Source organism: Brevundimonas sp. (assembly GCF_036676055.1).
Classification (GTDB): Bacteria; Pseudomonadota; Alphaproteobacteria; order Caulobacterales; family Caulobacteraceae; genus Brevundimonas.
The window spans coordinates 42,530-65,668 of sequence record NZ_JAKFDS010000054.1 but is presented as its reverse complement, the minus strand read 5'-3'; the positions used below and the strand labels follow the sequence as shown (position 1 = coordinate 65,668).

25 protein-coding genes and 1 tRNA gene are annotated in these 23,139 nt (G+C 68.5%); 12 read left to right on the top strand and 14 right to left on the bottom strand.

The window, feature by feature from the left end; translation table 11 throughout:
* The first annotated feature begins 25 nt into the window (after positions 1-25).
* On the top strand, positions 26-253 hold the full coding sequence (locus V6M45_RS09000; protein ID WP_332655637.1) for a hypothetical protein: 228 nt from the start codon (positions 26-28) through the stop codon (positions 251-253).
* A 146-nt stretch (positions 254-399) separates the two neighbouring features.
* Here V6M45_RS09000 and V6M45_RS08995 read toward each other — a convergent pair whose 3' ends face one another.
* From V6M45_RS08995 to V6M45_RS08985, 3 genes are all read right to left on the bottom strand, one after another.
* Positions 400-717, bottom strand: a complete 318-nt coding sequence (locus tag V6M45_RS08995; RefSeq protein ID WP_332655635.1) for a hypothetical protein — start codon at positions 715-717, stop codon at positions 400-402.
* A gap of 836 nt (positions 718-1,553) precedes the next feature.
* Complete coding sequence (locus tag V6M45_RS08990; RefSeq protein ID WP_332655730.1) at positions 1,554-1,907, bottom strand: RusA family crossover junction endodeoxyribonuclease; 354 nt, start codon at positions 1,905-1,907, stop codon at positions 1,554-1,556.
* The gene (locus V6M45_RS08985; protein WP_332655633.1) at positions 1,904-2,512 is read right to left on the bottom strand and encodes a peptidylprolyl isomerase; all 609 of its coding nucleotides are present in this window, start codon (positions 2,510-2,512) and stop codon (positions 1,904-1,906) included. The genes V6M45_RS08990 and V6M45_RS08985 overlap by 4 nt, the downstream gene beginning before the upstream one ends.
* Positions 2,513-2,596: 84 nt before the next feature.
* Here V6M45_RS08985 and fumC point away from each other — a divergent pair, with 84 nt between their 5' ends.
* Positions 2,597-3,988, top strand: a complete 1,392-nt coding sequence (gene fumC, locus V6M45_RS08980) for a class II fumarate hydratase (RefSeq protein ID WP_332655631.1) — start codon at positions 2,597-2,599, stop codon at positions 3,986-3,988.
* 64 nt (positions 3,989-4,052) lie between these two features.
* Here the strand turns inward: fumC and V6M45_RS08975 are convergent, their stop codons facing one another.
* Positions 4,053-4,286 (bottom strand): DUF2171 domain-containing protein, encoded by a 234-nt coding sequence (locus tag V6M45_RS08975; RefSeq protein ID WP_332655629.1) that lies wholly within the window; start codon positions 4,284-4,286, stop codon positions 4,053-4,055.
* A gap of 70 nt (positions 4,287-4,356) precedes the next feature.
* Here V6M45_RS08975 and V6M45_RS08970 point away from each other — a divergent pair, with 70 nt between their 5' ends.
* Both V6M45_RS08970 and V6M45_RS08965 read left to right on the top strand, forming a co-directional pair.
* Positions 4,357-4,533 carry a DUF4169 family protein gene (locus V6M45_RS08970; protein ID WP_332655627.1) on the top strand — a complete coding sequence of 59 codons (177 nt, stop codon included), beginning with the start codon at positions 4,357-4,359 and terminating at the stop codon, positions 4,531-4,533.
* 1 nt (position 4,534) lies between these two features.
* Positions 4,535-4,690, top strand: coding sequence for a hypothetical protein (locus V6M45_RS08965; RefSeq protein ID WP_332655625.1), 156 nt, complete (start codon positions 4,535-4,537; stop codon positions 4,688-4,690).
* Here the strand turns inward: V6M45_RS08965 and V6M45_RS08960 are convergent.
* Positions 4,687-5,628: a DMT family transporter gene (locus V6M45_RS08960; RefSeq protein ID WP_332655623.1), complete on the bottom strand. Its 942-nt coding sequence runs from the start codon at positions 5,626-5,628 to the stop codon at positions 4,687-4,689. The genes V6M45_RS08965 and V6M45_RS08960 overlap by 4 nt on opposite strands.
* Before the next feature lie 90 nt (positions 5,629-5,718).
* A complete protein-coding gene (locus V6M45_RS08955; protein WP_332655621.1) occupies positions 5,719-6,474 on the bottom strand; it encodes a Coq4 family protein in 756 nt (251 codons plus the stop codon).
* A gap of 113 nt (positions 6,475-6,587) precedes the next feature.
* On the opposite strand from V6M45_RS08955, the gene V6M45_RS08950 reads away from it, so the two are divergent.
* Together V6M45_RS08950 and V6M45_RS08945 are read left to right on the top strand one after the other, a co-directional pair.
* Positions 6,588-6,824 carry a ribbon-helix-helix domain-containing protein gene (locus tag V6M45_RS08950; protein ID WP_332655619.1) on the top strand — a complete coding sequence of 79 codons (237 nt, stop codon included), beginning with the start codon at positions 6,588-6,590 and terminating at the stop codon, positions 6,822-6,824.
* Between the two features lie 43 nt (positions 6,825-6,867).
* Positions 6,868-7,584, top strand: coding sequence for an SIMPL domain-containing protein (locus tag V6M45_RS08945; RefSeq protein WP_332655618.1), 717 nt, complete (start codon positions 6,868-6,870; stop codon positions 7,582-7,584).
* Between the two features lie 4 nt (positions 7,585-7,588).
* Here the strand turns inward: V6M45_RS08945 and V6M45_RS08940 are convergent, their stop codons facing one another.
* Together V6M45_RS08940 and V6M45_RS08935 are read right to left on the bottom strand one after the other, a co-directional pair.
* Positions 7,589-7,912, bottom strand: a complete 324-nt coding sequence (locus tag V6M45_RS08940; protein ID WP_332655616.1) for a hypothetical protein — start codon at positions 7,910-7,912, stop codon at positions 7,589-7,591.
* Between the two features lie 3 nt (positions 7,913-7,915).
* Positions 7,916-8,116 (bottom strand): hypothetical protein, encoded by a 201-nt coding sequence (locus tag V6M45_RS08935; RefSeq protein WP_332655614.1) that lies wholly within the window; start codon positions 8,114-8,116, stop codon positions 7,916-7,918.
* Between the two features lie 121 nt (positions 8,117-8,237).
* Here V6M45_RS08935 and V6M45_RS08930 point away from each other — a divergent pair, with 121 nt between their 5' ends.
* Entirely contained in the window at positions 8,238-10,577 is a 2,340-nt protein-coding gene (locus tag V6M45_RS08930; RefSeq protein WP_332655612.1) for an ATP-dependent helicase, read from the top strand.
* A 6-nt stretch (positions 10,578-10,583) separates the two neighbouring features.
* Here V6M45_RS08930 and V6M45_RS08925 read toward each other — a convergent pair whose 3' ends face one another.
* Complete coding sequence (locus tag V6M45_RS08925; RefSeq protein ID WP_332655611.1) at positions 10,584-11,660, bottom strand: serine hydrolase domain-containing protein; 1,077 nt, start codon at positions 11,658-11,660, stop codon at positions 10,584-10,586.
* A 52-nt stretch (positions 11,661-11,712) separates the two neighbouring features.
* Here V6M45_RS08925 and V6M45_RS08920 point away from each other — a divergent pair, with 52 nt between their 5' ends.
* Positions 11,713-13,158, top strand: coding sequence for an O-antigen ligase family protein (locus V6M45_RS08920; RefSeq protein ID WP_332655610.1), 1,446 nt, complete (start codon positions 11,713-11,715; stop codon positions 13,156-13,158).
* Entirely contained in the window at positions 13,124-15,229 is a 2,106-nt protein-coding gene (parE, locus tag V6M45_RS08915; protein ID WP_442880571.1) for a DNA topoisomerase IV subunit B, read from the top strand. The genes V6M45_RS08920 and parE overlap by 35 nt, the downstream gene beginning before the upstream one ends.
* On the opposite strand, the gene V6M45_RS08910 is transcribed toward parE, so the two are convergent.
* The 4 genes from V6M45_RS08910 to V6M45_RS08895 form a co-directional block, all read right to left on the bottom strand.
* Entirely contained in the window at positions 15,226-15,777 is a 552-nt protein-coding gene (locus V6M45_RS08910; protein WP_332655607.1) for a phosphoglycerate mutase family protein, read from the bottom strand. The genes parE and V6M45_RS08910 overlap by 4 nt on opposite strands.
* 55 nt (positions 15,778-15,832) lie before the next feature.
* Positions 15,833-17,083: a glycosyltransferase gene (locus V6M45_RS08905; protein ID WP_332655728.1), complete on the bottom strand. Its 1,251-nt coding sequence runs from the start codon at positions 17,081-17,083 to the stop codon at positions 15,833-15,835.
* A 133-nt stretch (positions 17,084-17,216) separates the two neighbouring features.
* On the bottom strand, positions 17,217-17,372 hold the full coding sequence (locus V6M45_RS08900; RefSeq protein WP_332655606.1) for a hypothetical protein: 156 nt from the start codon (positions 17,370-17,372) through the stop codon (positions 17,217-17,219).
* Positions 17,373-17,400: 28 nt separating this feature from the next.
* Positions 17,401-18,294, bottom strand: a complete 894-nt coding sequence (locus tag V6M45_RS08895; protein ID WP_332655605.1) for an SPFH domain-containing protein — start codon at positions 18,292-18,294, stop codon at positions 17,401-17,403.
* Between the two features lie 199 nt (positions 18,295-18,493).
* Here V6M45_RS08895 and V6M45_RS08890 point away from each other — a divergent pair, with 199 nt between their 5' ends.
* Positions 18,494-21,802 carry an autotransporter outer membrane beta-barrel domain-containing protein gene (locus tag V6M45_RS08890; RefSeq protein ID WP_332655602.1) on the top strand — a complete coding sequence of 1,103 codons (3,309 nt, stop codon included), beginning with the start codon at positions 18,494-18,496 and terminating at the stop codon, positions 21,800-21,802.
* Positions 21,803-21,860: 58 nt separating this feature from the next.
* Positions 21,861-21,937 (top strand) — tRNA-Val (locus V6M45_RS08885).
* A gap of 15 nt (positions 21,938-21,952) precedes the next feature.
* On the opposite strand, the gene V6M45_RS08880 is transcribed toward V6M45_RS08885, so the two are convergent.
* Positions 21,953-22,666 carry a hypothetical protein gene (locus V6M45_RS08880; protein WP_332655600.1) on the bottom strand — a complete coding sequence of 238 codons (714 nt, stop codon included), beginning with the start codon at positions 22,664-22,666 and terminating at the stop codon, positions 21,953-21,955.
* A 161-nt stretch (positions 22,667-22,827) separates the two neighbouring features.
* On the opposite strand from V6M45_RS08880, the gene V6M45_RS08875 reads away from it, so the two are divergent.
* Positions 22,828-23,100 (top strand): hypothetical protein, encoded by a 273-nt coding sequence (locus V6M45_RS08875; protein WP_332655599.1) that lies wholly within the window; start codon positions 22,828-22,830, stop codon positions 23,098-23,100.
* Positions 23,101-23,139 lie beyond the last annotated feature (39 nt).

Below are 23,139 nucleotides of genomic sequence, written 5' to 3'. Positions count from 1 at the left end.
GGTCGCCCCGAAGGAGCGATATTGGATGAGCACTATCTACTCCGGCAGTTCCTTTCGACCTGACGTGCGCGAGGTGCTGTTTGGTCGGGAAGGTGGCGCAGGATGGAAGTTGGACGTGTTCGGTCACGATCCGAATTGGTCCGATCCCTATGGCGATGCGTGGGAACAGTCGTTGGATGAGATACTTCCGCACCTCGCACGGTTTGTGACAGCAGCAGCACTTGGACCGTCTACGCCTCTGGCGAGCCTGTGACCTTCTGGGCGGTCATCTCAGGCCACGTTATTCCTGCGGGAGCCTGACTCGCTCAACGTCCACTTTCCGCCCGTTCCCGAGGATCGGCTCCCGACCCTGAGCGGACGTCAGCCGTTGCTATGAGCGGGGTCTCAACCGAGTGGGGCTCATCGTAGATGTCGCCACCGGATCGAGAACCAGCCGATATAGACCAGCGCGATTGGACCGATGATGGAGCTAGCAGATTTCACCGACCCGGCAGACCACCCCCAAGCGAAGAAGGCAAAAAGGACGACCGCGATCGCGAGGTAGAACGCGATTAGTTGCGCCTTCGGGATGAGGCGCATCGCCGCCCGGTTTTTCTCCAGGTTCCTGACGTAACGCCCCTCCGCCCACCGACTGGCGCGCGACACAGCCACAAAGGTCAGGGCGGTCGAGGCCACTCCGAAGCTGATTGTGAGCAGGAATATCAGGCCGACGTCCATATCCCGGCTATATCCGCTCTAGGAGTCGGCAGCAAACGCTCGACCATGTCCGCTGACCACCCCGAACCGCCCGCGAAGATGTCCGCTTCCGACGCGTCTTCCGAATGTCCGATTTCTGGCAACAGGCCAATGACGGGACGCGACCCGTTGCGGACCTTACCGAGTAAGCCAGATTTCTGAGATCGAGCCGTCGCATTTATCGATCCGAAGGGATAGCTGACCGCCACCTATCGTGTGTCGGAAAGTTCCGTCGGCTAGGCTTCCCTCCGGTGCGCGCCAGCGGAAGACAGACCACCATTCACCTTCATCCCGGACGACAACGTCGGGAAAGGTAGTTTTGTCTGCTTCAGGAAAGAAGTCGTCCTCGACCGCGAGGAAAATGGACTTGGCAGTGTCTGCGAGCCGAACGACGGGCTCGCTTCGCCGCATACCGGTTGCCCGACATTCATGCGGCTCCGCCCCGACAGGACCGCTCAGACACAAGAGGCTGCCGACAATAGCGGCAGTCCAGAACGGCTCGGCCCATTTGCTCATGGCCGATGATGGCCACAACTCCTCCTAGCTATCAACGTCCGCTTCCCACCCTTAGCAGACCTTCCCAGCGTCCGCTTTCGGCCCGTCAGTGCAGAACCGGGGACCTGATCTCCTGATCCTTCTCCCAATGCGAGACGGTGGCGGGGGCGCAACCCAGTCGTATGAGAGGCGGCGGGTCGGAGCGGCGAAGCCGCCCCCGGGACAGGCGCCCCTACCCTTTGGCGGCTACGCGCCGCCCTTCGGGTCGCGCAAGGACGACGTCTGACGCCGCCGTGCGCGTGAGCCCGCTACCGTCGGCACACCTAGCGAAGGGGAAACACCCTTATCGTGATCCGCTCGCGCTCGCCCTCGTGGCGCTCGACCAGCAGGCGGGCGACCTGGGCGTCGTCGTGGAACAAATAGCCCTTGATGGCGTCGAGCAGGGCCTTGGCGAGGTTGTCGAGGTCGATGTGCGGCGGATCGCCGATGTGCTCCATGCGGATCTCGACGACGAAATCGCCCCAGGAGGGGCGCGAGGCCCACTCCTTGCGCATGAATTCGTAGACCAGCGGCTTGTAGTATTTGGCCTGGGTGGTGAGGCCGTCGATGGTGATCTCGACGGCGTCGCCCACCTCGCGCAGGCGGACCTTGCCCGTGCCGATCCAGCCCGCCGTCAAGGGCGGCACCCGGGGGGGACCTCGCCGATCAGGGTCGCCGAGCGGATGGTGATCGGGGGCGTCAGCTGCTCTTCGGCGTCGGCGGGCGACATCTGGATGCGGCGGGCCACGTCCAGCCCCTCGACCAGACGGCCGAAGGCGGCGAAGCCCTGACCATCGGGATTGCGGCGGCCGCCGAAGTCGAGGCTGGGCGTGTCGTGAGTGACGATGAAGAAGCTGGAGGTGGCGGTGTCCGGGCCGTCGCGGGCCATGGAGATCGCCCCGGCCGTGTGGCCGAGGCCGGTGTCGCGGGTGCGCTCCAGCGGGATCGGCGGGCGCAGGTCGTCGTCGGAGCCGCGCGGGGTGGCGGCCTGGATGACGTCGATGGGGTTGGGATTGTCGTTGGTGGCGCTGACCACGGTGCGAAAGAAGGTCCCGCCCGCATAGTCGCCGTCGGTGACATAGCTGAGGAAGTTGCAGACGGTCAGGGGCGCGCGCTCCAGATCCAGTTCGAGAACCATGCGCCCCGCGTCGGTCTCGAGCGCCACGCGCGGCTTGTCGGCGCCGTTGGCGGTGGAGGCGCAGGCCGAAAGCGCCAGCGCCGCCGTCATCATCATGGTCCGCATCGCCGGCTCCTCCGCCTTGTCCCCTCGCCTCTCCGTGCTACACCGCCGCGCATCCTCCCGTCACGCCTGAAGAGCCTCGCCGACATGAGCAACGCCCGTACAGAAACCGACACCTTCGGCCCGATCGAAGTCGCCGCCGACCGTTACTGGGGGGCCCAGGCGCAGCGGTCGCTGGGGAATTTCAGGATCGGCGAGGAGACGCAGCCGCTGCCGATCGTGCGGGCGCTGGGCATCGTCAAGCGGGCCGCGGCCGAGACGAACATGGCGCTGGGCAAGCTGGACCCGGCCCTCGGCGAGACCATCGTCAAGGCGGCGAACGAGGTCATCGAGGGCAAGCTGAACGACCATTTCCCGCTGGTGGTCTGGCAGACCGGCTCGGGCACCCAGTCGAACATGAACGCCAATGAGGTGATCTCGAACCGGGCCATCGAGATGCTGGGCGGCGAAATGGGCTCCAAGAAGCCGGTCCACCCCAACGACCACGTCAACATGAGCCAGTCGTCGAACGACACCTACCCGACGGCCATGCACGTGGCCTGCGCCGAGCAGGTCGTGAAGACGTTGATCCCGGCGCTGAAGCATCTGCACGCGGCGCTGAAGGCCAAGTCGGACGCCTGGCAGGCCATCATCAAGATCGGCCGGACGCATACCCAGGACGCCACCCCGCTGACGCTCGGTCAGGAGTTCGGCGGCTATGCCCAGCAGGTCGCCAACGGCATCGAGCGGATCGAACAGACCCTGCCCAAGCTGATGGAGCTGGCACAGGGCGGCACGGCGGTGGGCACGGGGCTGAACGCGCCGGTCGGCTTCGCCGAGAAGGTCGCCGAGCAGATCGCCGGCATCACCGGCCTGCCCTTCACCACGGCGCCGAACAAGTTCGAGGCGCTGGCGGCGCATGACGCCATGGTGTTCAGCCACGGGGCCATCAACACGGTCGCCGCCTCGCTGTTCAAGATAGCCAACGACATCCGCTTCCTCGGCTCGGGCCCGCGTTCGGGGCTGGGCGAATTGGCGCTGCCGGAAAACGAGCCGGGCAGCTCGATCATGCCGGGCAAGGTCAATCCGACCCAGTGCGAGGCGCTGACGCAGGTCTGTGTGCAGGTGTTCGGCAACCATGCGGCGGTGACCTTCGCCGGCTCGCAGGGGCATTTCGAGCTGAACGTGTTCAACCCGGTGATGGCCTACAACTTCCTGCAGTCGGTGCGGCTGATGGCCGATGCGGCGGTGAGCTTCACCGACAACTGCGTGGTCGGGATCGAGCCGCGCGAGGACAACATCAAGCGCGGGCTGGAGAACAGCCTGATGCTGGTGACGGCGCTGAACGGCAAGCTGGGCTACGACGCCTGCGCCAAGATCGCCAAGACGGCGCATAAAAACGGCACCACCTTGCGCGAGGAGGCCGTCGGCGGCGGCTATCTGACGAACGAGGAGTTCGACGAATGGGTGCGGCCGGAGAAGATGATCTCGCCGGGGTGATCCTCCGTCGCGATCAGCAAAAGGCCTCGCCGGCGCCGGCGGGGCCTTTTGTGTTTCAGGGCCGCTAGTGTTTCTCGGTCCAGCGGGCCTTGGCCTCGTCCTTCGTCACGTTGAGGTGGACGTGGGCGTCGACGTGGTGGATCCAGCTGACCGGGATCATGTGGTGTTTGAAGCCGGAGCCGAAGTCCAGCTTGGCCAGTTCGATCTGGTCGCCGTGGACGTGGTCGACGCGCCCGACGTGGCCGCCGTCGGATCCGAGCACTTCAAGGCTTTCGCGAAGCAGGGACAAGTCTACCATGGGAACTCCTGACGGTTTCGATCGTCGGGAAACCCCTCCGGCCGCAGGCCGGTTGCATCGTGGAGGCGTCATGGGCGAGGTCGTGAACCTGAACCGGGTCCGCAAGGACAGGGCGAAGGCCGGGGCGAAGGCCGCCGCCGCCGCCAACCGCGCCGCCCACGGCCGCCCGAAGGCGGAGCGGACGAAGGCGGAGGCGGAGAAGGCCCGGGCCGACCGGCTGCTGGACGGCGCCAAGCGGGAGGACTGAGATGGGCGACATGCCGCACAACCGCCACGGGCTGATCCCGATGCTGGTGGCGATCCGCGTCGCCGGCGAGCGCAAGAAGCGCGCGGCCGAGGCGCAGGCCCTGGCGGCGGCGGCAGCCGGGAAGCCGGAGAAGAAGAAGCGCGGCTGGTTCGGCTAGACTGCCGACACCTTGGGCGCGCGGATCAGCAGCACCTGCCCGGCGAGGACCAGGGCCAGACCGGCGAGCGCGAGCCAGCCGAAGCGGGCCCCCTCGAACAGCACCGAGACCAGCATGGCGATGGGCGGGGTCAGGGCCGAGATGTAGCTGGCCAGGGCGTAGCCGTGGCTGCGGGCGATGGTGAAATAGACCACGAAGGCGATCACCGAGCCGAACACCGACAGATAGAGCAGCGAGCCGAGATAGGTGAGGCTGGGCTCGATCGACCATTCGACGCCGGTGGCGAGGCCGTAGAGGGCCAGCAGGCCGGTCCCCCAGGCCATGGCCCAGGCCGTCGAGGGGATCACCGCCGAGCCGGCGGTCTGGCCGCGCCAGGCGAAATAGTTGCCGAAGGCCGAGGCGGCGACCGCGATGAAGGCGAAGCCGACGCCCGCCGCGCTGGCCGCGTCGAGCCCCGCGCCGAGCACTTCCGAGCCCGACAGCACCGCCACCCCGACCACGCCGAGCGCCGCCCCGCCCCATGAAGCGAGCGCGGCCCGCTGGCGGGCGGCGATCCGGAACAGGATCAGGTTGAGGAAGGCCAGGGAGGCGAAGATCACGGCCACGACGGCCGAAGCGATCCGGCCCTCGGCGGCGTAGGTGAAGCTGTAGCTGATCGAGAAGGCGAACACCCCCTGCCCCGCCGCCGCCAAATGCTGGGTCGGCGACAGCTTCAGCGAGCGGCCCGTCACAAGACAGCCGGCGAACAGCAGGACGGCGGCGAGGCCGAAGCGCCATACGATGGAGGCCAGCGGCGCCACCTGACCGAGCTGGAGGGTAATGGCGTACCAGGTCGTGCCCCAGATCGCGGCGCACAGGGCCACGCCGCCGATCGCCCACAGGGTGGCGCGCGACAGGCCAGTCGGCGGCGGGGCGAGAGACTCGGAGGGCGCGGTCATGTCCGGCAAGTGGATGAGCCGGAGGTCAGACGCAAGCCGAGGAATCCGCCCTCCGCCACAAGCCGCGCTTATGGCGTCCGGAAAACGCCCTCAGCCCCGCAGCCTGAGCGCCGCGCGGGCCTCCGCGGGCACCGCTTCATAGACCGACGGCGGGCGGATGTTCAGCCGGGCGCGGGCGGCCTCGAGGGGCTCGGCCAGCAAGGCCTCGTAGTCGAGGGCGGGCAGCCAGCGCGCCGCGCGGCCATGCCGCCAGGCCTGGAGCACGGCGCGCCGGGCCGGGATGGAGAGGTTCTCGCGCTGGATCTCGCGCGCGGCGCCCCAGCCGATGAAGGCGAAGCCGAGGTTGCCAGTCTGGGCGTAGGAGAAGGCGACGACACAGGCCTCGCCGAGGGCGTCGGTCTGGTAACCGGTGAGAACGTGCCAGATGTCGTGCACGTCGCGCAGGCGGCGCGAGTACCAGATGACCGGGTGCGGTGCGTCGGCCATGGGCGCGACCTTGCGCGCCTCCTGCGCCAGGCCCTCGGCGGTGAAGCCGCGCGCCTCGCGGAAATCGCGGTAGGCGGCGCCGACGGCGCCCGGTTCGAAGCGCGCCAGCCAGGCCGGATCATCAAGCTTGTGCGCCAGCTCCTCGCGCAGGAAGGCCTGGCGGCCGCCCTCCATGGTGCCGAGCAGGCGGTTGTAGCCGCGGGCGATGGAGCGGCCCGACAGGGCCCGCATGATCTCGAACACCTGGGCGGTGTCCTCCTTGTCGCGAACCAGCCGGCGGAAGGCCCGCAGGGCGGTCAGCGGCTCAAGCCGCTGGGGCCGGAAGCGATCGGAAAGGTCGAAATCGGCGGTGACGGTCATGCGGCGGTCCTGCCTGAAGCGGCCCGAACATAGCGCGATCCGGGGAGAAGGTGAACGCCGATCATGAACCGCCGCGGCTCGCCGGAGGGCGGCGGCTCGGCTAGGCTGACGCCATGCTCAGGAAACGCTCCGTCTCCCTGTCCGGCCACGCCACCTCGGTGGCGCTGGAGCCGCAATTCTGGGCCGTGCTGGACGGGGTGGCGGCGGAGTTGGGGCTGAACCACGCCGGACTGATGAAGCGGATCGACGAGCGGCGCGGGCGCACGCCGCTGGCCTCGGCCTGCCGGCTGCTGGCGCTGGCCTGGGCGGGCGGCGACCGGTCGTTCGCAGAACAGGACTCTGCCGATTGACAGCCGCCGGGGTTGGCGCATCCTCCGTTGCGGAGAGCGCATCATGGCCGACAACAGACTGATCCCCGCCGCCGTCGTGGGCGGCCTGCTGGCCATCGGCCTGATCGGGGCCGGCGGACTGATCGGACAGGGCGTCGTCAACGCCCGCGTCGGCGACCGCTCGGTCACCGTGCGCGGTCTGGCGGAGCGCGACGTGCAGGCGGACCTGGCGGTTCTGCCGCTGCGCTTCACGTCTTCCGGGGAGGTCCTGTCGGAGGTGCAGGCGCGGATCGACGCGGATCTGGCCGTGGTGCGCCGGTTTCTGACCGCGCAGGGCTACCCTGCCGACACGGTCAGCCTGGGTCGGCTGGAGGTGGCCGACCGCCGCTCGCGCGAATACGCCCAGCAGGACGGCGGGCCGCGCTTCATCCTCGCCCAGACCGTAGTGGTGCGGACCACCGACGTGGCGCGGGTGCAGGCGACGACGCGGGCGCTGAACGACCTGGTTCGGCAGGGGGTGGTGCTGCAGGACTTCAACGGCCCGACCTATATCTTCACCAAGCTCAACGATGTCAGGCCGGCGATGATCGCCGAGGCGACCGCGTCGGCCCGGACCGGGGCCGCGCAGTTCGCCAAGGACTCGGGCGCGCCGCTGGGGCCGATCCGGCAGGCGACCCAGGGGTCGTTCGAGATCCTGCCGCGCGAGGGCTATGGCGACGCCAGCCAGGCCCCCGAGCAGCGGGTCCGGGTCGTGACCACGATCAGCTACCGCCTGAAGTAGGCGGTCAGTTCGCCGGGGCCGGTTCCGGGCTGGGCACGCTGGGCGGCTCGACCGGCGGCAATTCCGGAAGGTCGGGCATTTCGGGCGCGGGAAGCGTCGGCGTCGGCAGGTCCACGTCGACATCGACATTGGTGTCCTTGGCGGCGTTCAGGCCGCCGTTCGAGAACATCACCACGGCGATGATGATCAACACCACGACGATGCCGCCGACGAGGAAGCCGATCCAGCCGGCGCCGCCGCCCCGGTCGGCCGGCGGGTTGTTGATCGTGGTGTGATGGACGACCTCCGGACGGTCGTCGCGGGGCGGAGGAAGGTTCGGATCGGTCATCGATCAGCCTCCCGTGCCGGGAACCGCGGGGGCCGAGACCTCCGGCAGGTTGACGTCGACGTCGACCTGTTTGGTCTCCGGCGCGCCGCCGCGGGCGAAGACGAACCAGGCCACCACGGCCAGCACGACCACGACCGCGCCGACGATGAAGGCCAGACCGGTGTTGCCGCTCCCGCCGCCCGTGTTGTTGATGTTGTCAGCCATAGGCATCCCTTCCCTGTGAACCCTGTGTCGGCAACCGGAACGACAGTCAGGCTTGACGGTTCCCGGGGGTCCCGATGAGACGGACGCTGACATCGGGCGGCGTGCCCCTTATGTTCTCCCGATGAGTCTGCCTGACACCCCTGCCCCGCGTATCTCCGATCTCGCCCGCTCGCGCGGCCCCGGGGGCGTCGAGCCGTCCGACCGGCCCGACTATCTGGCCGGATTGAATCCCGAGCAGCGCGAGGCGGTGGAGACGGTGGACGGGCCGGTGCTGGTGCTGGCCGGCGCCGGGACCGGCAAGACGCGGGTGCTGACCACGCGGCTGGCGCACATCCTGGCGACGGGGCGGGCGCGGCCGTGGGAGCTGCTGGCGGTCACCTTCACCAACAAGGCCGCGCGCGAGATGCGCGAGCGGATCACCCATCTGATCGGGCCCTCGGCCGAGGGGTTGCGCTGGCTGGGCACCTTCCACTCGGTGGCGGCGCAGATCCTGAGGCGGCACGCGGAGCTGGTCGGGCTGAAGTCGACCTTCACCATCCTGGACACGGACGATCAGGAGCGGGTCTGCAAACAGCTGCTGGAGGCGGCCAATCTCGACACCAAACGGTGGACGCCGCGCTCGCTCAGCGGTCTGATCGACCACTGGAAGAACCGCGGCTGGACCCCCGAGAAACTGCCGTCGACCGAGGATTTCGCCAACGGCAAGGGGCACGCGCTGTATGCGGCCTATCAGGCGCGGCTGGTCAGTCTGAACGCCTGCGACTTCGGCGATCTGCTTTTGCACAACCTGACGATCCTGTCGCAGCACGCGGATATCGCGGAGGAATATCGCAGGCGGTTCCGCTACATCCTGGTCGACGAATACCAGGACACCAACGTCGCCCAGTATCTGTGGCTGCGGCTGCTGACCTCCTCGACCGGCAACGTCTGCTGCGTCGGCGACGACGACCAGTCGATCTACGGTTGGCGCGGGGCCGAGGTGGACAACATTCTGCGCTTCGAGCGCGACTTCCCCGGGGCGAAGGTGATCCGGCTGGAGCGCAACTATCGCTCGACCCAGCACATCCTCGGCGCCGCCTCGGGCCTGATCGCGGCCAACAAGGGGCGGCTGGGCAAGACCCTGTGGACCGAGGATCTGAGCGGCGACAAGGTGCGGGTGCGCGGGGTCTGGGACGGCGAGGCCGAGGCCCGGCTGGTCGCCGACGAGATCGAGACGGCGCGGCGGGCCGGCATGGCCTACAGCGACATGGCGGTGCTGGTCCGGGCCTCGTTCCAGATGCGGGCGTTCGAGGAGCGGTTCGTGCTGCTGGCCGTACCCTACAAGGTCATCGGCGGGCCGCGCTTCTTCGAACGGGCCGAGATCCGCGACGCCCACGCCTATCTGCGGCTGATCCTGTCGGAAGACGACGACCTGGCCTTCGAGCGGATCGTCAATGTGCCCAAGCGCGGGATTGGGGACACCAGCGTGCAGAAGGTGCTGCAGATCGCGCGGCTGTCGAACCGCTCGGCGATGAGCGCGGTGCGCGACCTGATCGTCTCGGACGAACTGCAGGCGCGGACGCGGACGGCGCTGTCGAACTTCGTGCGCGACATCGACCGCTGGCGGGCTCTGGCCCAGACGACGACGCACTGGGAGCTGACCGAGGCCGTGCTGGAGGAGAGCGGCTACACCGACATGCAGAAGGCCGACCGGGCGACGGGGCAGACGCGGCTCGATAACCTGAAGGAGCTGACGCAGTCGATGCAACAGTTCGAGACCCTGCCGGCCTACCTGGAGCATGTCTCGCTGGTCATGGACCTGGACCGCGGCGGCTCGGACGACGCGGTGCAGATCATGACCCTGCACGGGGCCAAGGGGCTGGAGTTCCCGCTGGTCTTCCTGCCGGGCTGGGAGGAAGGCGTCTTCCCCAGCCAGCGCAGCATCGACGAGAAGGGCGAAAAGGGCCTCGAGGAGGAGCGGCGCCTGGCCTACGTCGGCGTGACCCGGGCCAAGCAGGACGCGCGCATCAGTTTCGCCGCCAACCGGCTGGTCTACGGGCGCTGGACCTCGCAGCTGCCGAGCCGGTTCGTCGACGAACTGCCGATCGATCACGTCGAGGCCGAGAGCGACACCGGCTACTATGGCGTGTCGTCGGGCATGAAGGAGGCCAAGAGCCGCTGGGACGAGGCGCCCACCTTCGGCAGCGGCTACTCCTCGCCGGGCTGGAAGCGGGCGCAGTCGTTCACGGCCGGGCGGGCCCCCGCGGCCAGGCCGGCGCGGCACACGCTGATCGAGGGGGACGGCCGGCTGATCGCCACGGCCGACCCGAAGTCGGGCGGCGACTGGAGCAAGGGCGAGCGGGTCTTCCACCAGAAGTTCGGCTATGGCGCCGTGCGGGCCATCGAGGGCAACAAACTGCTGATCGACTTCGAGAAGGCGGGGGAGAAGAAGGTGATCGATACGTTTGTGGAGAAGGCCTGATAGTCGCTATTCCAGCGCGCCTTCGGCTATGCGGCGGGCGAACGACCCCATATCGACAAGGTTGGTGTTCGCCAGAATGATGATCGTCAGGTCGGTCTCGCGCACCCGGTAGATTACCGCATTCGCACCCATGATGCCGCCGAAGCGGACCGTGGTGTGGTAGGTGCGGCCGCGGTGATCGAGGTCCCAGACGAAGAGACCGTAGCCGTTGTCCTCCAGCCCGGGCGTCAGCGCCCGCGTCAGGCTTTCTTCGCTGAACAGATCGCCGTCATGGAAGGCGTTGGAAAAAGCCAGCAGGTCGTCCGCGTCGGAATACATGGCCCCGGCGGCGAACCAGTTCTCGTGATAGACTGGCAGGTCGGCGCCCAGGGGCTGGTCATCGCCCATCCGGAAATAGGAGACCGCCAGGCCCTGCACGATGTCGCTATGGCGCGCCATGCCGGTGTCCTTCAGACCCAGCGGGTCCAGAATTCTCTGCTTCAGAACGTCCGCATAGGGCTGCCCCGTGACCGCCTCGATGATCTGTCCAAGGACGAAATAGTCGGCGTTGTTGTAGTCCCACCTCGTGCCCGGATCGTGAACCGCTGCGCCGGAGGCGTACTCGCGCACCACGTCATCCAGGGTATGCGGCAGTTGGTAAAGCGGCACGCCCTTCGCAGGATCGGCCCCGGCGTCGGGGTTGGGCAGGCCGGAGGTGTGATTCAGGAGGGTGTGCACAGTGATGCGCGGATCACCCATGTAATCTGGTAGATAGGTCGCGATCCCGGCCTGCAGATCGACCTGTCCGCGGTCGACGAGTTGCAGGATCAGGGTGGCGGTGAACAGTTTGGTGATCGAGGCGATCCGGTAGCGGGTTGCGTTCGTGGCAGGCGTGCCGAACGCCCGTTCCGCTTGTCCGAAACTCTCGAACACGAGGGTTTCGCCTCCCCGATCGACCAGCACCGTACCGCTGAATGCGTTCGTCGCCGCATAGGTGCGGACGAGGTCGGAGACGGCCGGGGCTGACGCCCGCGCGTGGCTCATCGTCGGTGTGAGAAGCCCGCAGGCGACGATGACCGCCGCAACACAAGATGCTCGACGCATTCCAGAACGCTCCATGGGGGTCCTTTCAGGCTTCCGGCGGGATGAAGCGCGCGTGACCGCCATCTCTGCGCCTGAGCAGATCGCCGCCATCGATTCCAACCCTTCGTTAAGCCTGAGGGCGGACCCTGCACCGGTGCGTAAGTCCCGTCCAGACGAGGTCCTGACCGAGCCTGCTCCCAGCCTTTGGGAGCGGGCGGTCTGCGGCGTCATCATCGCCATGATGACCGGCGCCCTGATCGGCCCCGTGTTCGCGCCGCTGCAGGAAGAGACGCCGGTGCTGCGGCTGGTGTGGTTGCCGGCCTATGCGGCGATCTTCGCCATGGCCCTGTATCGCCTCGACCGGCTGTGGCGGGCGTGGCCGGCGGCGATCGCGGTCGTGCTGCTGGTGGGGCTGACCTTCGCGTCGAGGTACTGGTCGATCGACTATGAGACGACCAGCCGGCGGGTGATCGCCCTGGCCATCAGCGGGATATTCGCCCTGTATCTGGGCGCCGTGTTCCGGGGGCCGCATTTGCCGCGGCTGCTGATGCACACGGCCCTGATCATGGCGGTGGGCAGTCTGGTGATGGTCTTCGCCTTCCCCGCGATCGGGGTGCACCAATACGACAACGCCGGCCTGTGGCGGGGGCTCTGGTACGAGAAGAACCAGATGGGGGCGGTGATGGTGATCGGGGCCACGGCCTCGGCCGCCTGTCTCGCCTCACCCGACCCGAGACGGCTGCTGCCCGTCATCGCCCTGGTCCTGTCATCGATTCTGGTGCTGGCGACCCAGTCGAAGACCTCGCTCCTGTGCCTGGTGCTGGGCCTGGCCTTCGTGGGCGGTTTCTGGAGCCTGCGGCGCGGCGGGGCGGCCTTCAGCGTGGCGGCGATCTGGACCGGCGTGGTGCTGGCGGGCCTCGGGGTGTGGCTGTGGGAAACCCACTCGGTCGCGGTGCTGGAGGCGCTGGGCAAGGATCCGTCGCTGACCGGACGGACCGAGATCTGGGACGCCCTGATGCGCAAGGTCGCCGACAAGCCCTGGACCGGCTACGGCTACGGCGCCTTCTGGGGCCGGGCGGGCGAGTCCGTGCCGGCCGACTGGGTGCGCAAGGAGACCCAGTGGCCGGTGCCGAACGCCCACAACGGCTGGATCGACCTGCTGGTGCAGCTGGGCTGGCCGGGCGCGATTCTGGTCGGGGCGCTGATGGCGGCGACCACCCTGATCACCCTGTTCCGGTCGATGGGCCAGGGCGTGCGCGAGGGCTGGTGGGCGCTGGGCTTCCTGGCCGCCTTCTTCGTGCTGAGCCTGTCGGAGAGCATCCTGCTGGCGCATCAGGGCCTGCCGTGGGTGCTGTTCATGGCGGTGATGACGCGGGCCATCCTGCCGGCGCCGGCCGCGGCCCTGGCCCCGGACGCCGCGCCGCTTGTGGAGAAGCGCCGCCGGGCCTACCAGACCGGCTCCCGAATCGCAGCACAGTATCGTTATGGGTCCCAACGCCGCGCCTTCCCTGTTCGATGACATGCCCGAGTCGCAAGGCGCGGCGCCGGCGCCTGCCCCGACGCCCGATCCGGCCCTGACGCCGCAGGCCGTCGCGCCGAAGCCGGAGCCCGCCCCGACCCCCCGCCCGGCCGAGACCACCTCCTCCCAGTCAGCGGCCGCGACCGGCTACTCCGCCTCGTCGATCGAGGTGCTGGAGGGACTGGAGCCGGTCCGCAAGCGCCCGGGCATGTACATCGGCGGCACCGACGAACGGGCCCTGCACCATCTGTTCGCCGAAGTCCTCGACAACGCCATGGACGAGGCGGTCGCCAAGCACGCGAAGCTGATCACCGTCGATCTCGACGCCGACGGCTGGCTGTCGGTCAGGGACGACGGCCGCGGCATTCCGGTCGATCCGCACCCGAAACACCCCGGCAAGTCGGCGCTGGAAGTGGTGATGACGGTGCTGCACTCAGGCGGCAAATTCTCGGGCAAGGCCTATGAGACCTCCGGCGGCCTGCACGGCGTCGGCGTCTCGGTGGTCAACGCCCTGAGCGAGAAGCTTGAGGTCACCGTCTGGCGCGACGGCTTCGAGTGGAAACAGGCGTTCAGCCGCGGCCTGCCGCTGGGATCGATCGTCCAGGTGCAGCCATCGAGGAAGAAGGGCACCCTGATCCGGTTCAAGCCGGACGAGGAGATTTTCGGCGTCGGCGCGGCCTTCAAGCCGGCGCGGCTGTTCCGCATGGCGCGGTCGAAGGCCTATCTGTTCCGCGGCGTCGAGATCCGCTGGACCTGCGCGCCGGAGCGTATCACCGACCACACCCCCGCCGAGGCGGTGTTCCACTTCCCCAACGGTCTGGCGGACGCCCTGGCCGAGCGGATCGGCGAGATCGAGACGGTCACCCCGACCTTCGCCGGACGGGTCGAACGCAAGGGCGAGGCCGGGGCGGTCGAATGGGCCGTGACCTGGAGCCCGATCGGTTTCGGCGAGGCCGACGGCTTCGTCTCGTCCTACTGCAACACTGTCTCCACGCCCGACGGCGGCACGCACGAGGCCGGCTTCCGCGCGGCCCTGGTCAAGGGCCTCAAGGCCTATGGCGAGCTGACCAATGAGAAGCGGGCCGGGCTGATCACGGCCGAGGACGTCATCGCCAACGCCGGCGCGCTCATCAGCGTGTTCATCCGCAATCCCGAGTTCCAGGGCCAGACCAAGGACCGGCTGTCGTCGCCCGAGGGGGCGCGGCTGGTCGAGCAGTTGATGCGCGACCCGCTGGACCACTGGCTGACCGAGAGCCCGAAACAGGCCAACACCCTGCTGGGCTTCGTCATCGAGCGGGCCGAGGACCGGCTGAAGCGGCGCAAGGACAAGGAGGTCCAGCGGGCCCAGGCGACGCGCAAGCTGCGCCTGCCGGGCAAGCTGTCGGACTGTTCGCGCCAGTCGGCCGACGGCACCGAGCTGTTCATCGTCGAGGGCGACTCGGCCGGCGGTTCGGCCAAACAGGCGCGCGACCGCACGACCCAGGCCATCCTGCCCCTGCGCGGCAAGATCCTGAACGTGGCGTCGGCCACGGCCGACAAGCTGCGCGCCAATATCGAACTGTCGGATCTGGCGCTGGCGCTGGGCGTCCAACCCGGCAGCCGGTTCAACATCGAGGACCTGCGCTATGAGCGCATCGTCATCATGACCGACGCCGACGTGGACGGGGCGCATATCGCGGCCCTGCTGATCACCTTCTTCTACCGCTCGATGCCCGAAACGATCCGTCAGGGCCGGCTGTTCATGGCCCTGCCGCCGCTCTACCGGATCAGCGCCGGACCGTTGTCCGAATACGCCCGCGACGACGCCCACCGCGACGAGCTGCTGGCCACGGTGTTCAAGGGCAAGAAGGTCGAGATCGGGCGGTTCAAGGGCTTGGGCGAGATGATGGCCTCCCAGCTCAAGGAGACCACCATGGACCCGAAGAAGCGCACCCTGGCGCGGGTCACGGTGCCGGCCTCAGAGGACGAGATCGAGGATCTGGTCGAGCGGCTGATGGGCAAGAAGGCCGAGGCCCGCTACCAGTTCATCCAGGACAACGCCCGCTTCGTGGTGGACGACCTGGACGTCTAGGAGCAGCTCGTCCGGTCGCCATAGGTGGTGACGATCGCCATGACGCTGCCGCCTTCCAGCTTGAGGCGGGTCAGGCGGTCATACTCGCATTCCGGCATGTCGGCGGCTTCGGCGTAGCCCAGGGCCCGCGCGATCAGCGGAACGGTGTTGCTGTGGCCGACGATCAGGATGGTGGCGTCCTCCGGCGCGGCCCGGACCCGGGCGGCGACGGCCGCGACATGGGCCTCGACGCCCCCCTCGAGCGGCACGGCCTCCGGGCTCACCGAATGGTATTCAGCCGTCGGCGCCGCCGTCAGCCGCGTGCGCTGCAGCGGGCTGGTCAGGATCACCGAGGGGTGGGCGTTGACCAAGGCGGCCGCAAGCGCCTGGGCCCGCGCCTCGCCGGCTTCGGACAGCGCCGGATCGGCGCTGGCGTCGGCCTTTTCGGCGTGGCGGACGATGACCACCGTCTGGGCGGCGACCGGAAGGGCGGCGGCGAGCGAGAGGGCGGCGGCGAGCGAGAGGGCGGCGGCGAGCGAGAGGGCGGCGGCGAGCAGCAGGCGTTTCATGGAAGATCCCCGTTTCGGCGCAGACTGACCGTGTGCGTGCTCGCTGTCGAGGCCGTCAGGTCCCGGCCTGTTCGCCCCGCGGTTGGACGAAGGCCTGCTCGCCGCTGACGTCGGCGTAGGTGATGCAGAGGTTCTCGAACACCCGGCCCCATGAGAAGCGCTCGACCGCCTTGATCCGGGCCGCGGCGCCGATGGCCTCGATGTCACGGGCGAACAGGGCCTCGATGGCCGCGGCGTAGTGCACAGGGTCGGCGCTCTTCGCCAGCTGGCCGACGCTGTCGTCGACGGTCTCCTTCACGCCGCCGGCGTCGACGCCGACAACGGGCCGGCCGCAGGCCATGGCCTCGAGCACGATCAGGCCGAAAGGCTCCTTGTCATTGGCGTGCACGAAGGCGTCGCAGGAGGCGATGATCCGGGCCACGGCCTTGGGGTTGGCCTCGTACGGCAGGGAGATGACCCGGTCCTCGGCCGGGAGGCCGGCGCCGGCGCCGACGAGGACGAGGTGGTAGGGCGCGCCCAGTCGCTGCACGGCCTCGATCAGGACGCCGATGTTCTTCTCGCGGGCGGGGCGGCCGGCGAAGCACAGCAGGCGGGCCGACGCCGGCAGGCCCAGCTTGGCCAGCAGCCAGTCGCGATCGCGGCGATCGGGCCGGAAGGTGTCGACCTCGACCCCCAGCGGCTGGATGACGATGTCCCGGATGCCGGCTTCCTCGAGCCGGCGGGCGATATAGCGGCTGGGCGAGATGACGCGGTCGAACTGGCCGAACAGGCGGGCCCAGCGCTTTTCGACCGGCTTCTTGGCCCATTCGCCGAAGTGCAGCGCGGCGAGGCCGGCGGGGTCCGAGTGGCAGAAACCGACGACCGGGCAACCGGCGCGCTGGCCGGCCTCGAGCGCGCCCTGCCCCGGGGTGTAGGGATCGCCGGCCTCGATCAGGGCCGGATTCAAAGAGGCGACCCAGGCGCCCCAGCGACGCACCGAGGTGGGCCAGCGGTAGCCGTCGCCGAACGGCAGCTTGGTGGCGTGCAACTGGACAATGCCGTCGGAGCCCGCCTTGTGATGAGCCCCGGGCACGACGAGGGAATGGGCCACGCCGGGCCGTTCGGCCTCGAGCCACGCCTTCTTCGACAGCAGGTAGCGTTTCACCCCGCCCGACCGGGGCGCATACAGCATGGTGGTGTCGACCAACCGGGGACGTTCGTCCTCGCCGGCGGCCTTGGTCGCCCTCAGGGTCTCGGAGACCTCCTCGTCCCAGCCCGGAATGAGGCGCAGTTCCCCCTCCTGGACCTCCAGCCCCGCCAGGTTCATCAGCTCCTTCTCGGCGGCGCTGATACCGAGCGGACCGACGCGCCGGGCCCGCTTCTGGATGCGGCGCGCCTTGCGGACCTTGGACATATGCGACTTGACCATCCGCGCGCCCTAGCGCCCGCGACGGCGAAGCTCAAGCGTCATCCGTCGCCGGAGGGTCTTCCGAGGGAACTATGCCGCGCCGCGCCAGCGCTTCGCGCAGCAGCGTCTCCAACTGGGCGTTGACCGAGCGCAGCTCGGCGGCGGCCAATCGCTCGACCGCCGCCATCACGCCGGATGAGGCGCGCATCAGGAAGGGCTTCCTGCTTCGCGCCATCTCAGCCGTACAGGGTGCCGGTGTTGACGACCGGCTGGGCGTCCCGGTCGGCGCAGAGCACCACCAGCAGGTTGGAGACCATGGCCGCCTTGCGGTCCTCGTCCAGTTCGACGACGCCCCGCTCGCCCAGATCCACGAGGGCGCTCTCGACCATGCTGACCGCCCCGCGGACGATCAGGCGGCGCGCGGCCAGCACGGCTTCGGCCTGCTGGCGGCGGAGCATGGCCCCGGCGATTTCGGGGGCATAGGCCAGGTGGGCCAGCCGCGCCTCGTCGACCGCGACCCCGGCGACGCTGACCCGACCGACCAGTTCCTCGCGCAGGCGGCTGGCGACGTCCTCGGCGTCGGAGCGCAGGGTCATCTCGGGTTCGGCGTCTTCCTCGCCGTGGTCGTAGGCATAGTGCGAGGCGATGTCGCGCAGGGCGGTGTCGACCTGGATGTTCACGAAAGCCTGATAGTCATCGACGTCGAACAGGGCCTGGGCCGAGTCCTCGACCCGCCACACGACGTTGGCGGCGATCTCGATCGGATTTCCGCGCTTGTCGTTCACCTTCAGCTTGTCGCTGGTCAGGTTGCGGACCCGCAGGCTGATCTTCTTGCGGCTGTACCACGGCAGGACCCAGCGCAGGCCGGTCTTGCGGTCGGTGCCGCGGTAGTCGCCGAAGAGCAGGATGGCCATGCTCTCGTTGGGCTGGAGCGAATAGAGGCCGCAGAGCAGCAACAGGCCGAGGACGCCAGCGAGGATGCCCGCCACCACCAGCAGGATGCTGTCCGGATCCTGCGCGATGGCGACCGGTCCGCCGATGATCAGCAGCAGGCCGACGAGCAGCATGAGAATGCCATTGGCCGTGGCGGCCGGGCGCTCGGTGGATTTTGAGTGCGTCGGTGCGGTCATCAGTCCCTCCTGAATCGATACAAAAATGATATCATATTGATACCGCTTTCCGCAACAGCCGAGCTGGGCGTCGTTGGGGAACCGGCGCCTTCGGCCTTGCATTCGCCTCAAATTCGCGAAACTTGAGGCAGGCTGGCATGGTCCCTGTTAGAGGATCGCCGGCGTCTCTGCGCGTGTCGTCCACAGGGGTTAATTCCGAATGCGTATTCTGCTTGCGACCGCGGTGGCGATCGCTCCCCTGATGGCGGCTTCCGGCGCCATGGCCGAGGTCGTCATCTCGACGGCCCGCACCACGCCGATCACTACGGCGAACGCCACGGGCAGCGGGCCGGACAGCATCCGGATGACCAGCGCGGGCTCGATCGCTCTCAACAGCGGCGTGGCCGTGACCGTGAACTCGAGCCACAACTTCGTCATGGAAGGGGGCACGATCTCCCTGAACAACGCGCCCGCCGGCGCGACGGGAATTCTGATCGAAGGCGGCAATACCGCGAACATCACCATCGGGGGAACGATCTCCCTGTCCGACAGCATCTCGTCGGACACCGACACCGACACCGACAATGACGGCGACATCGACGGAGCCTTCGCAACGGGATCGGATCGCTATGGCGTCCGGCTTGCCGGGGCGGCCCCGCTGATCGGCAACATCGTTGTCTCCTCCGGGGCGCAGATCGGGGTCGACGGCAACAACTCCTACGGAATCCTGCTCGAAGCCCCCCTGACGGGCAATTTCGACATGCTCGGCAACACGACCGTCACCGGCTCGGACAGTTACGGCGTCCGGATCCTCGGCGACGTCAGCGGCAACGTGCGGACGGCCGGCAGCATCACGGCGCGCGGACCCAATTCCACGGGCTTGTCCGTCGAGGGCGACGTCGGCGGCGCGATGGTCATCCACTCCAACGTCACGGCTTCCGGTTACCGCTACACCACGCGCCCCGGCGAACGTCCGGCGGGCTTCGTTGAAACGGCAGCTAACGACGAACAGGTGCTGTTCCTGGACGAATTGGACGCGGATGACCTGCTGCAGGGCGGTCCGGCCGTCAGCATCCAGGCCAACGTCGCCGGAGGCGTGGTGTTCGACCGGGCCCCCGCCTACTCCAGCCTGGGCATCGAAGGCGACGACGACGGGGATGGCGTCAAGAACGGCGACGAGGACGACGACGGCGACGGCGTCAAGAACCGGACCGACAGCGATCGGGATGGGGACGGCCTGCTCGACGCCAATGAATCCACCGCCTCGATCAGCGTCTTCGGCTCGGCCCCGGCGGTCCAGATCGGGTCGGCGACCCAGTCGGTCAGCCTCGGAGCCGTCGGCGCCGGCGACAGCGCCTATGGGGTCATCAACCGCGGCAACATCACCGCCCAGGGCGTCTATGACGGCGTGACCGCCAACGCCATCGTGATCGGCGGCAATCCGGGGCAGACGGTCAATGTCGCGGGCGGCCTGCGGAATGACGGTTCGGTCGCCGCCCTCGCCTTCGACGCCAACGCCACCGCCATCCGCATCGGCGCGGGCGCCACCGTTCCCGCGATCATCAACACCAGCACGATCACCGCCGGTTCGAACAGCGACCTGGCGACGACCAACACCGGGATCCGGATCGACGCGGGCGCCACGGTCAACAGCTTCGTCAACAGCGGCTCCATCCTCGCCACCACCGGCGGCGGCACGGCCAACACCTTCGGCATCCAGGACCTCAGTGGAACTCTGGCGTCGATCACGAACAACCGTTCGATCCAGGCGACGATCACCCCGAACGAGGCGGGTGACCCGATCACCGGCGTCGGAACGGCCATCGACGTCAGCGCCAACACCACCGGCGTCACCATCGTCCAGGACGGGATTCCCGCCGCCGCGACGAGCGCCAACCCTGACACTGATGGCGACGGAGTTCCGGACAGCAACGAGCCGAGCATCTTCGGCGCCATCAATCTGGGCAGCGGCGGCGACACGCTCGATGTCCGCAACGGTCTGGTGATTGGCGACATCGCGTTTGGCGCCGGAGCCGACAGCCTGCTGGTCACCGGCGGCGCGCGGGTGCGCGGCGCCCTGTCAGACAGCGACGGGGCTCTAAACATCGATGTGTCGAACGGTTCCCTCGAAGGCCGGCACACTTCGGCGCTGAATCTGACCAATCTCAACGTCGGCGCCGACGGCACCCTGGTGGTGACGGTGGATCCGGCCAACAGCACCTCCGGCGTCTTCAACGTATCGGGGACGGCCACCCTCGCCGACGGCGCCGGGCTGGGCGTGCGTTTCAACTCCCTTCTCGCAGCGCCCGGGCGGTTCACCCTGATCGACGCCACGACGCTGAACTACGGCGCCGTCGACCTGAGCTCGCTCGAGACGAATTCGCCCTTCCTGTATGTGGTCGATGCCGGCGCCAACGTGCCTGCCGGCGAAGTGTTCGCCGACGTCCGCCGTCGCACCGCGGAAGAGGCCGACCTGATCGCCGTCGAGGCGCAGATGTTCGACGCCTTCTACGGGGCTCTGGGCGGCGCCGACGCCGACGCCGTGCGCGACGCCTTCCTTGGGCAGACCAACCGCGACGACTTCCTGAACCTGTACGAGCAACTGCTGCCGGACCATTCCGGCGGCCCGCTGCTGTCGTTGGCCTCGGGCGTCGACGCGGTGACCCGCGCCCTCACCGGCCGCAACGCCTCGGCGGCGCCGGGCGAGACCAGCGCCTGGGTGCAGGAGATCAATTTCTACGCCGACAAGGACAAGACCGACACCTACGGCTTCCGTTCGGAGGGCTTCGGCGTCGCGGGCGGGGTTGAACGCGGCACCGGCCTCGGCGCCGTCGGCCTGAGCCTCGCCTTCACCTCGTCGGATCTCGAGGATCCCGAGGCCGAGGCCGAGGAGGTCCTGTCCGCCAGCCTGCTGGAGCTGGGCCTCTACTGGCGCGCCCAGGGGCAGTACTGGACCACCTGGGCCCGGGCTGCTGCCGGCTACGCGTCGTTCAACTCCGAGCGACGCTTCGTCGGAGCCGGTCTGAACCTGTCCAACGAGTCCGACTGGAACGGTCTCTCGCTGGCCGCGTCGGGCGGCCTGTCCTACGAGCGCAACTTCGGTCGCTTCAGCGTCCGGCCCGAGGCCTACGTCGAGTATTTCGGCCTCAGCGAAGACGGCCATGTGGAAGAGGGCGGCGGCGACGGGTTCGATCTTGAGATCGACGACCGCGAAGGTCATCTGTTCTCGGCCACGGCCGCGATCAATTTCGGCATGAAGATGGGCCAGGACGACTGGCTGCGTCCGGAAGTCCGGGTCGGCTGGCGTCAGAACATCTCGGTCGATCCGGGCGAAACCATCGCCCGCTTCCGCTCGGGCGGCGGCGACTTCACCCTGACGCCCGACACCATCGAGGGCGGCGGACCGATCCTGGGCTTCCGACTCAACGTCGGCAACGAGCTGGGCATGCTGTCGGTGAGCGCCGACGCGGAGATGATCGACGACTACGTCCGCTACATGCTGTTCCTGCGGGCAAGCTTCCGGTTCTAGGACGAGATCGCCCTCAAGCAGTGAGCCGCCGCGCGGCGGGCGCCAGGGCAAGAAAATCGGGCGGCTAGCTCAGCTGGTCAGAGCACCTCGTTTACACCGAGGGGGTCGGGGGTTCGAACCCCTCGCCGCCCACCAGCCGCCCTTGCAGGCTCAGCCGCGCTCGCCCGGTTCCTGGCGGTAGTTGTGCGGAGGCGGCGCCACCGGCGGGACGTTTCCCGGCGGCGGCAGGTCGCCGAAATGGGTCGGCGGCGGCGGCGGCGGAGGCGGAGGGGCCTCGTGCACGACCTCCGGGGGCCGAACGTGCACTTCCGGCGGAGCCACATGCACCGGCCCGGGGGTCACATGAACCACGGGCGGATCGACATAGACGGGCGGCGATTCGACGTAGACCGGCGGGCCCTCGACATAGATGGGCGGCGAGCTCACGTAGATCGGCGGCTGCTCGATGTAGACCGGGCGTTGCTCGATATAGACGGGTCGGCGGTCCATGTAGACGGGCCCGGGACGGACATAGACCTCGGCGGGCCGGACGGGCGGCGCCGGAGCGCAGCGGCAGTCGCGGTAGTCCCGCTCGGCGTATCCGTAGCCGTGCTCGCGCGGGCCGACTTCCCGGTACGATTCGCCGACCCAGGACGACGACCACATCCGGCTCGCGGATGACTGATAGGCGTACTGACCGCTCCATGGCGGGGCGCGGTAGCCGACCGCCTCGCGGCGTTCCCAAGCGCCCCCGGACCGCGGGTCGCCATATCCGCCGTGATCATGGTGGTAGGCCCGCCCATCCTGCATTCGAGCCGGCTCATGCGCCGAGGCGGCGCCGCCCGACAACGAGACGAGACAAACCCCAAGCAACAAGACGCGCATTACCGGACCTTTCCAAACAGGACCTGTTCATACGCCTTTAGCGATGATGAGGGCGCGCGGTTGCACCTCATGCGCGAATCCGCGCACCGGCCGCCGCTATTCCGCCGGACAAGACGGTCAGGGTGCGCCTACAAAGCGGTCTCGAAGATGAGGGATTCTGGATGAACAAGACCATCGGAACGGGCGGACGGCTGCTGGCGCTGGCCGGCGTCTGCCTGATGCTGCAGGGCTGCCTGGTAGGCGCCGTCGTGGGGGCCGGAGCCGCCGTGGTCGGCGGAACGGCCAAGGCCACGGGCGCCGTGGTCGGCGCCGGCGTCGACGCCGTCACCACCTCCGACGAGGAAACCCGGGCCAAACGCGAACGGGAACAGCGCGACCATGAGCGCGAGCAGCGCCGCTGCGAACAGCGCCAGCGCCAGGGCCAGGACTGCTAGCGAGTCTCCGGCAGGCCGACACATTCCGGCAGTGGCATG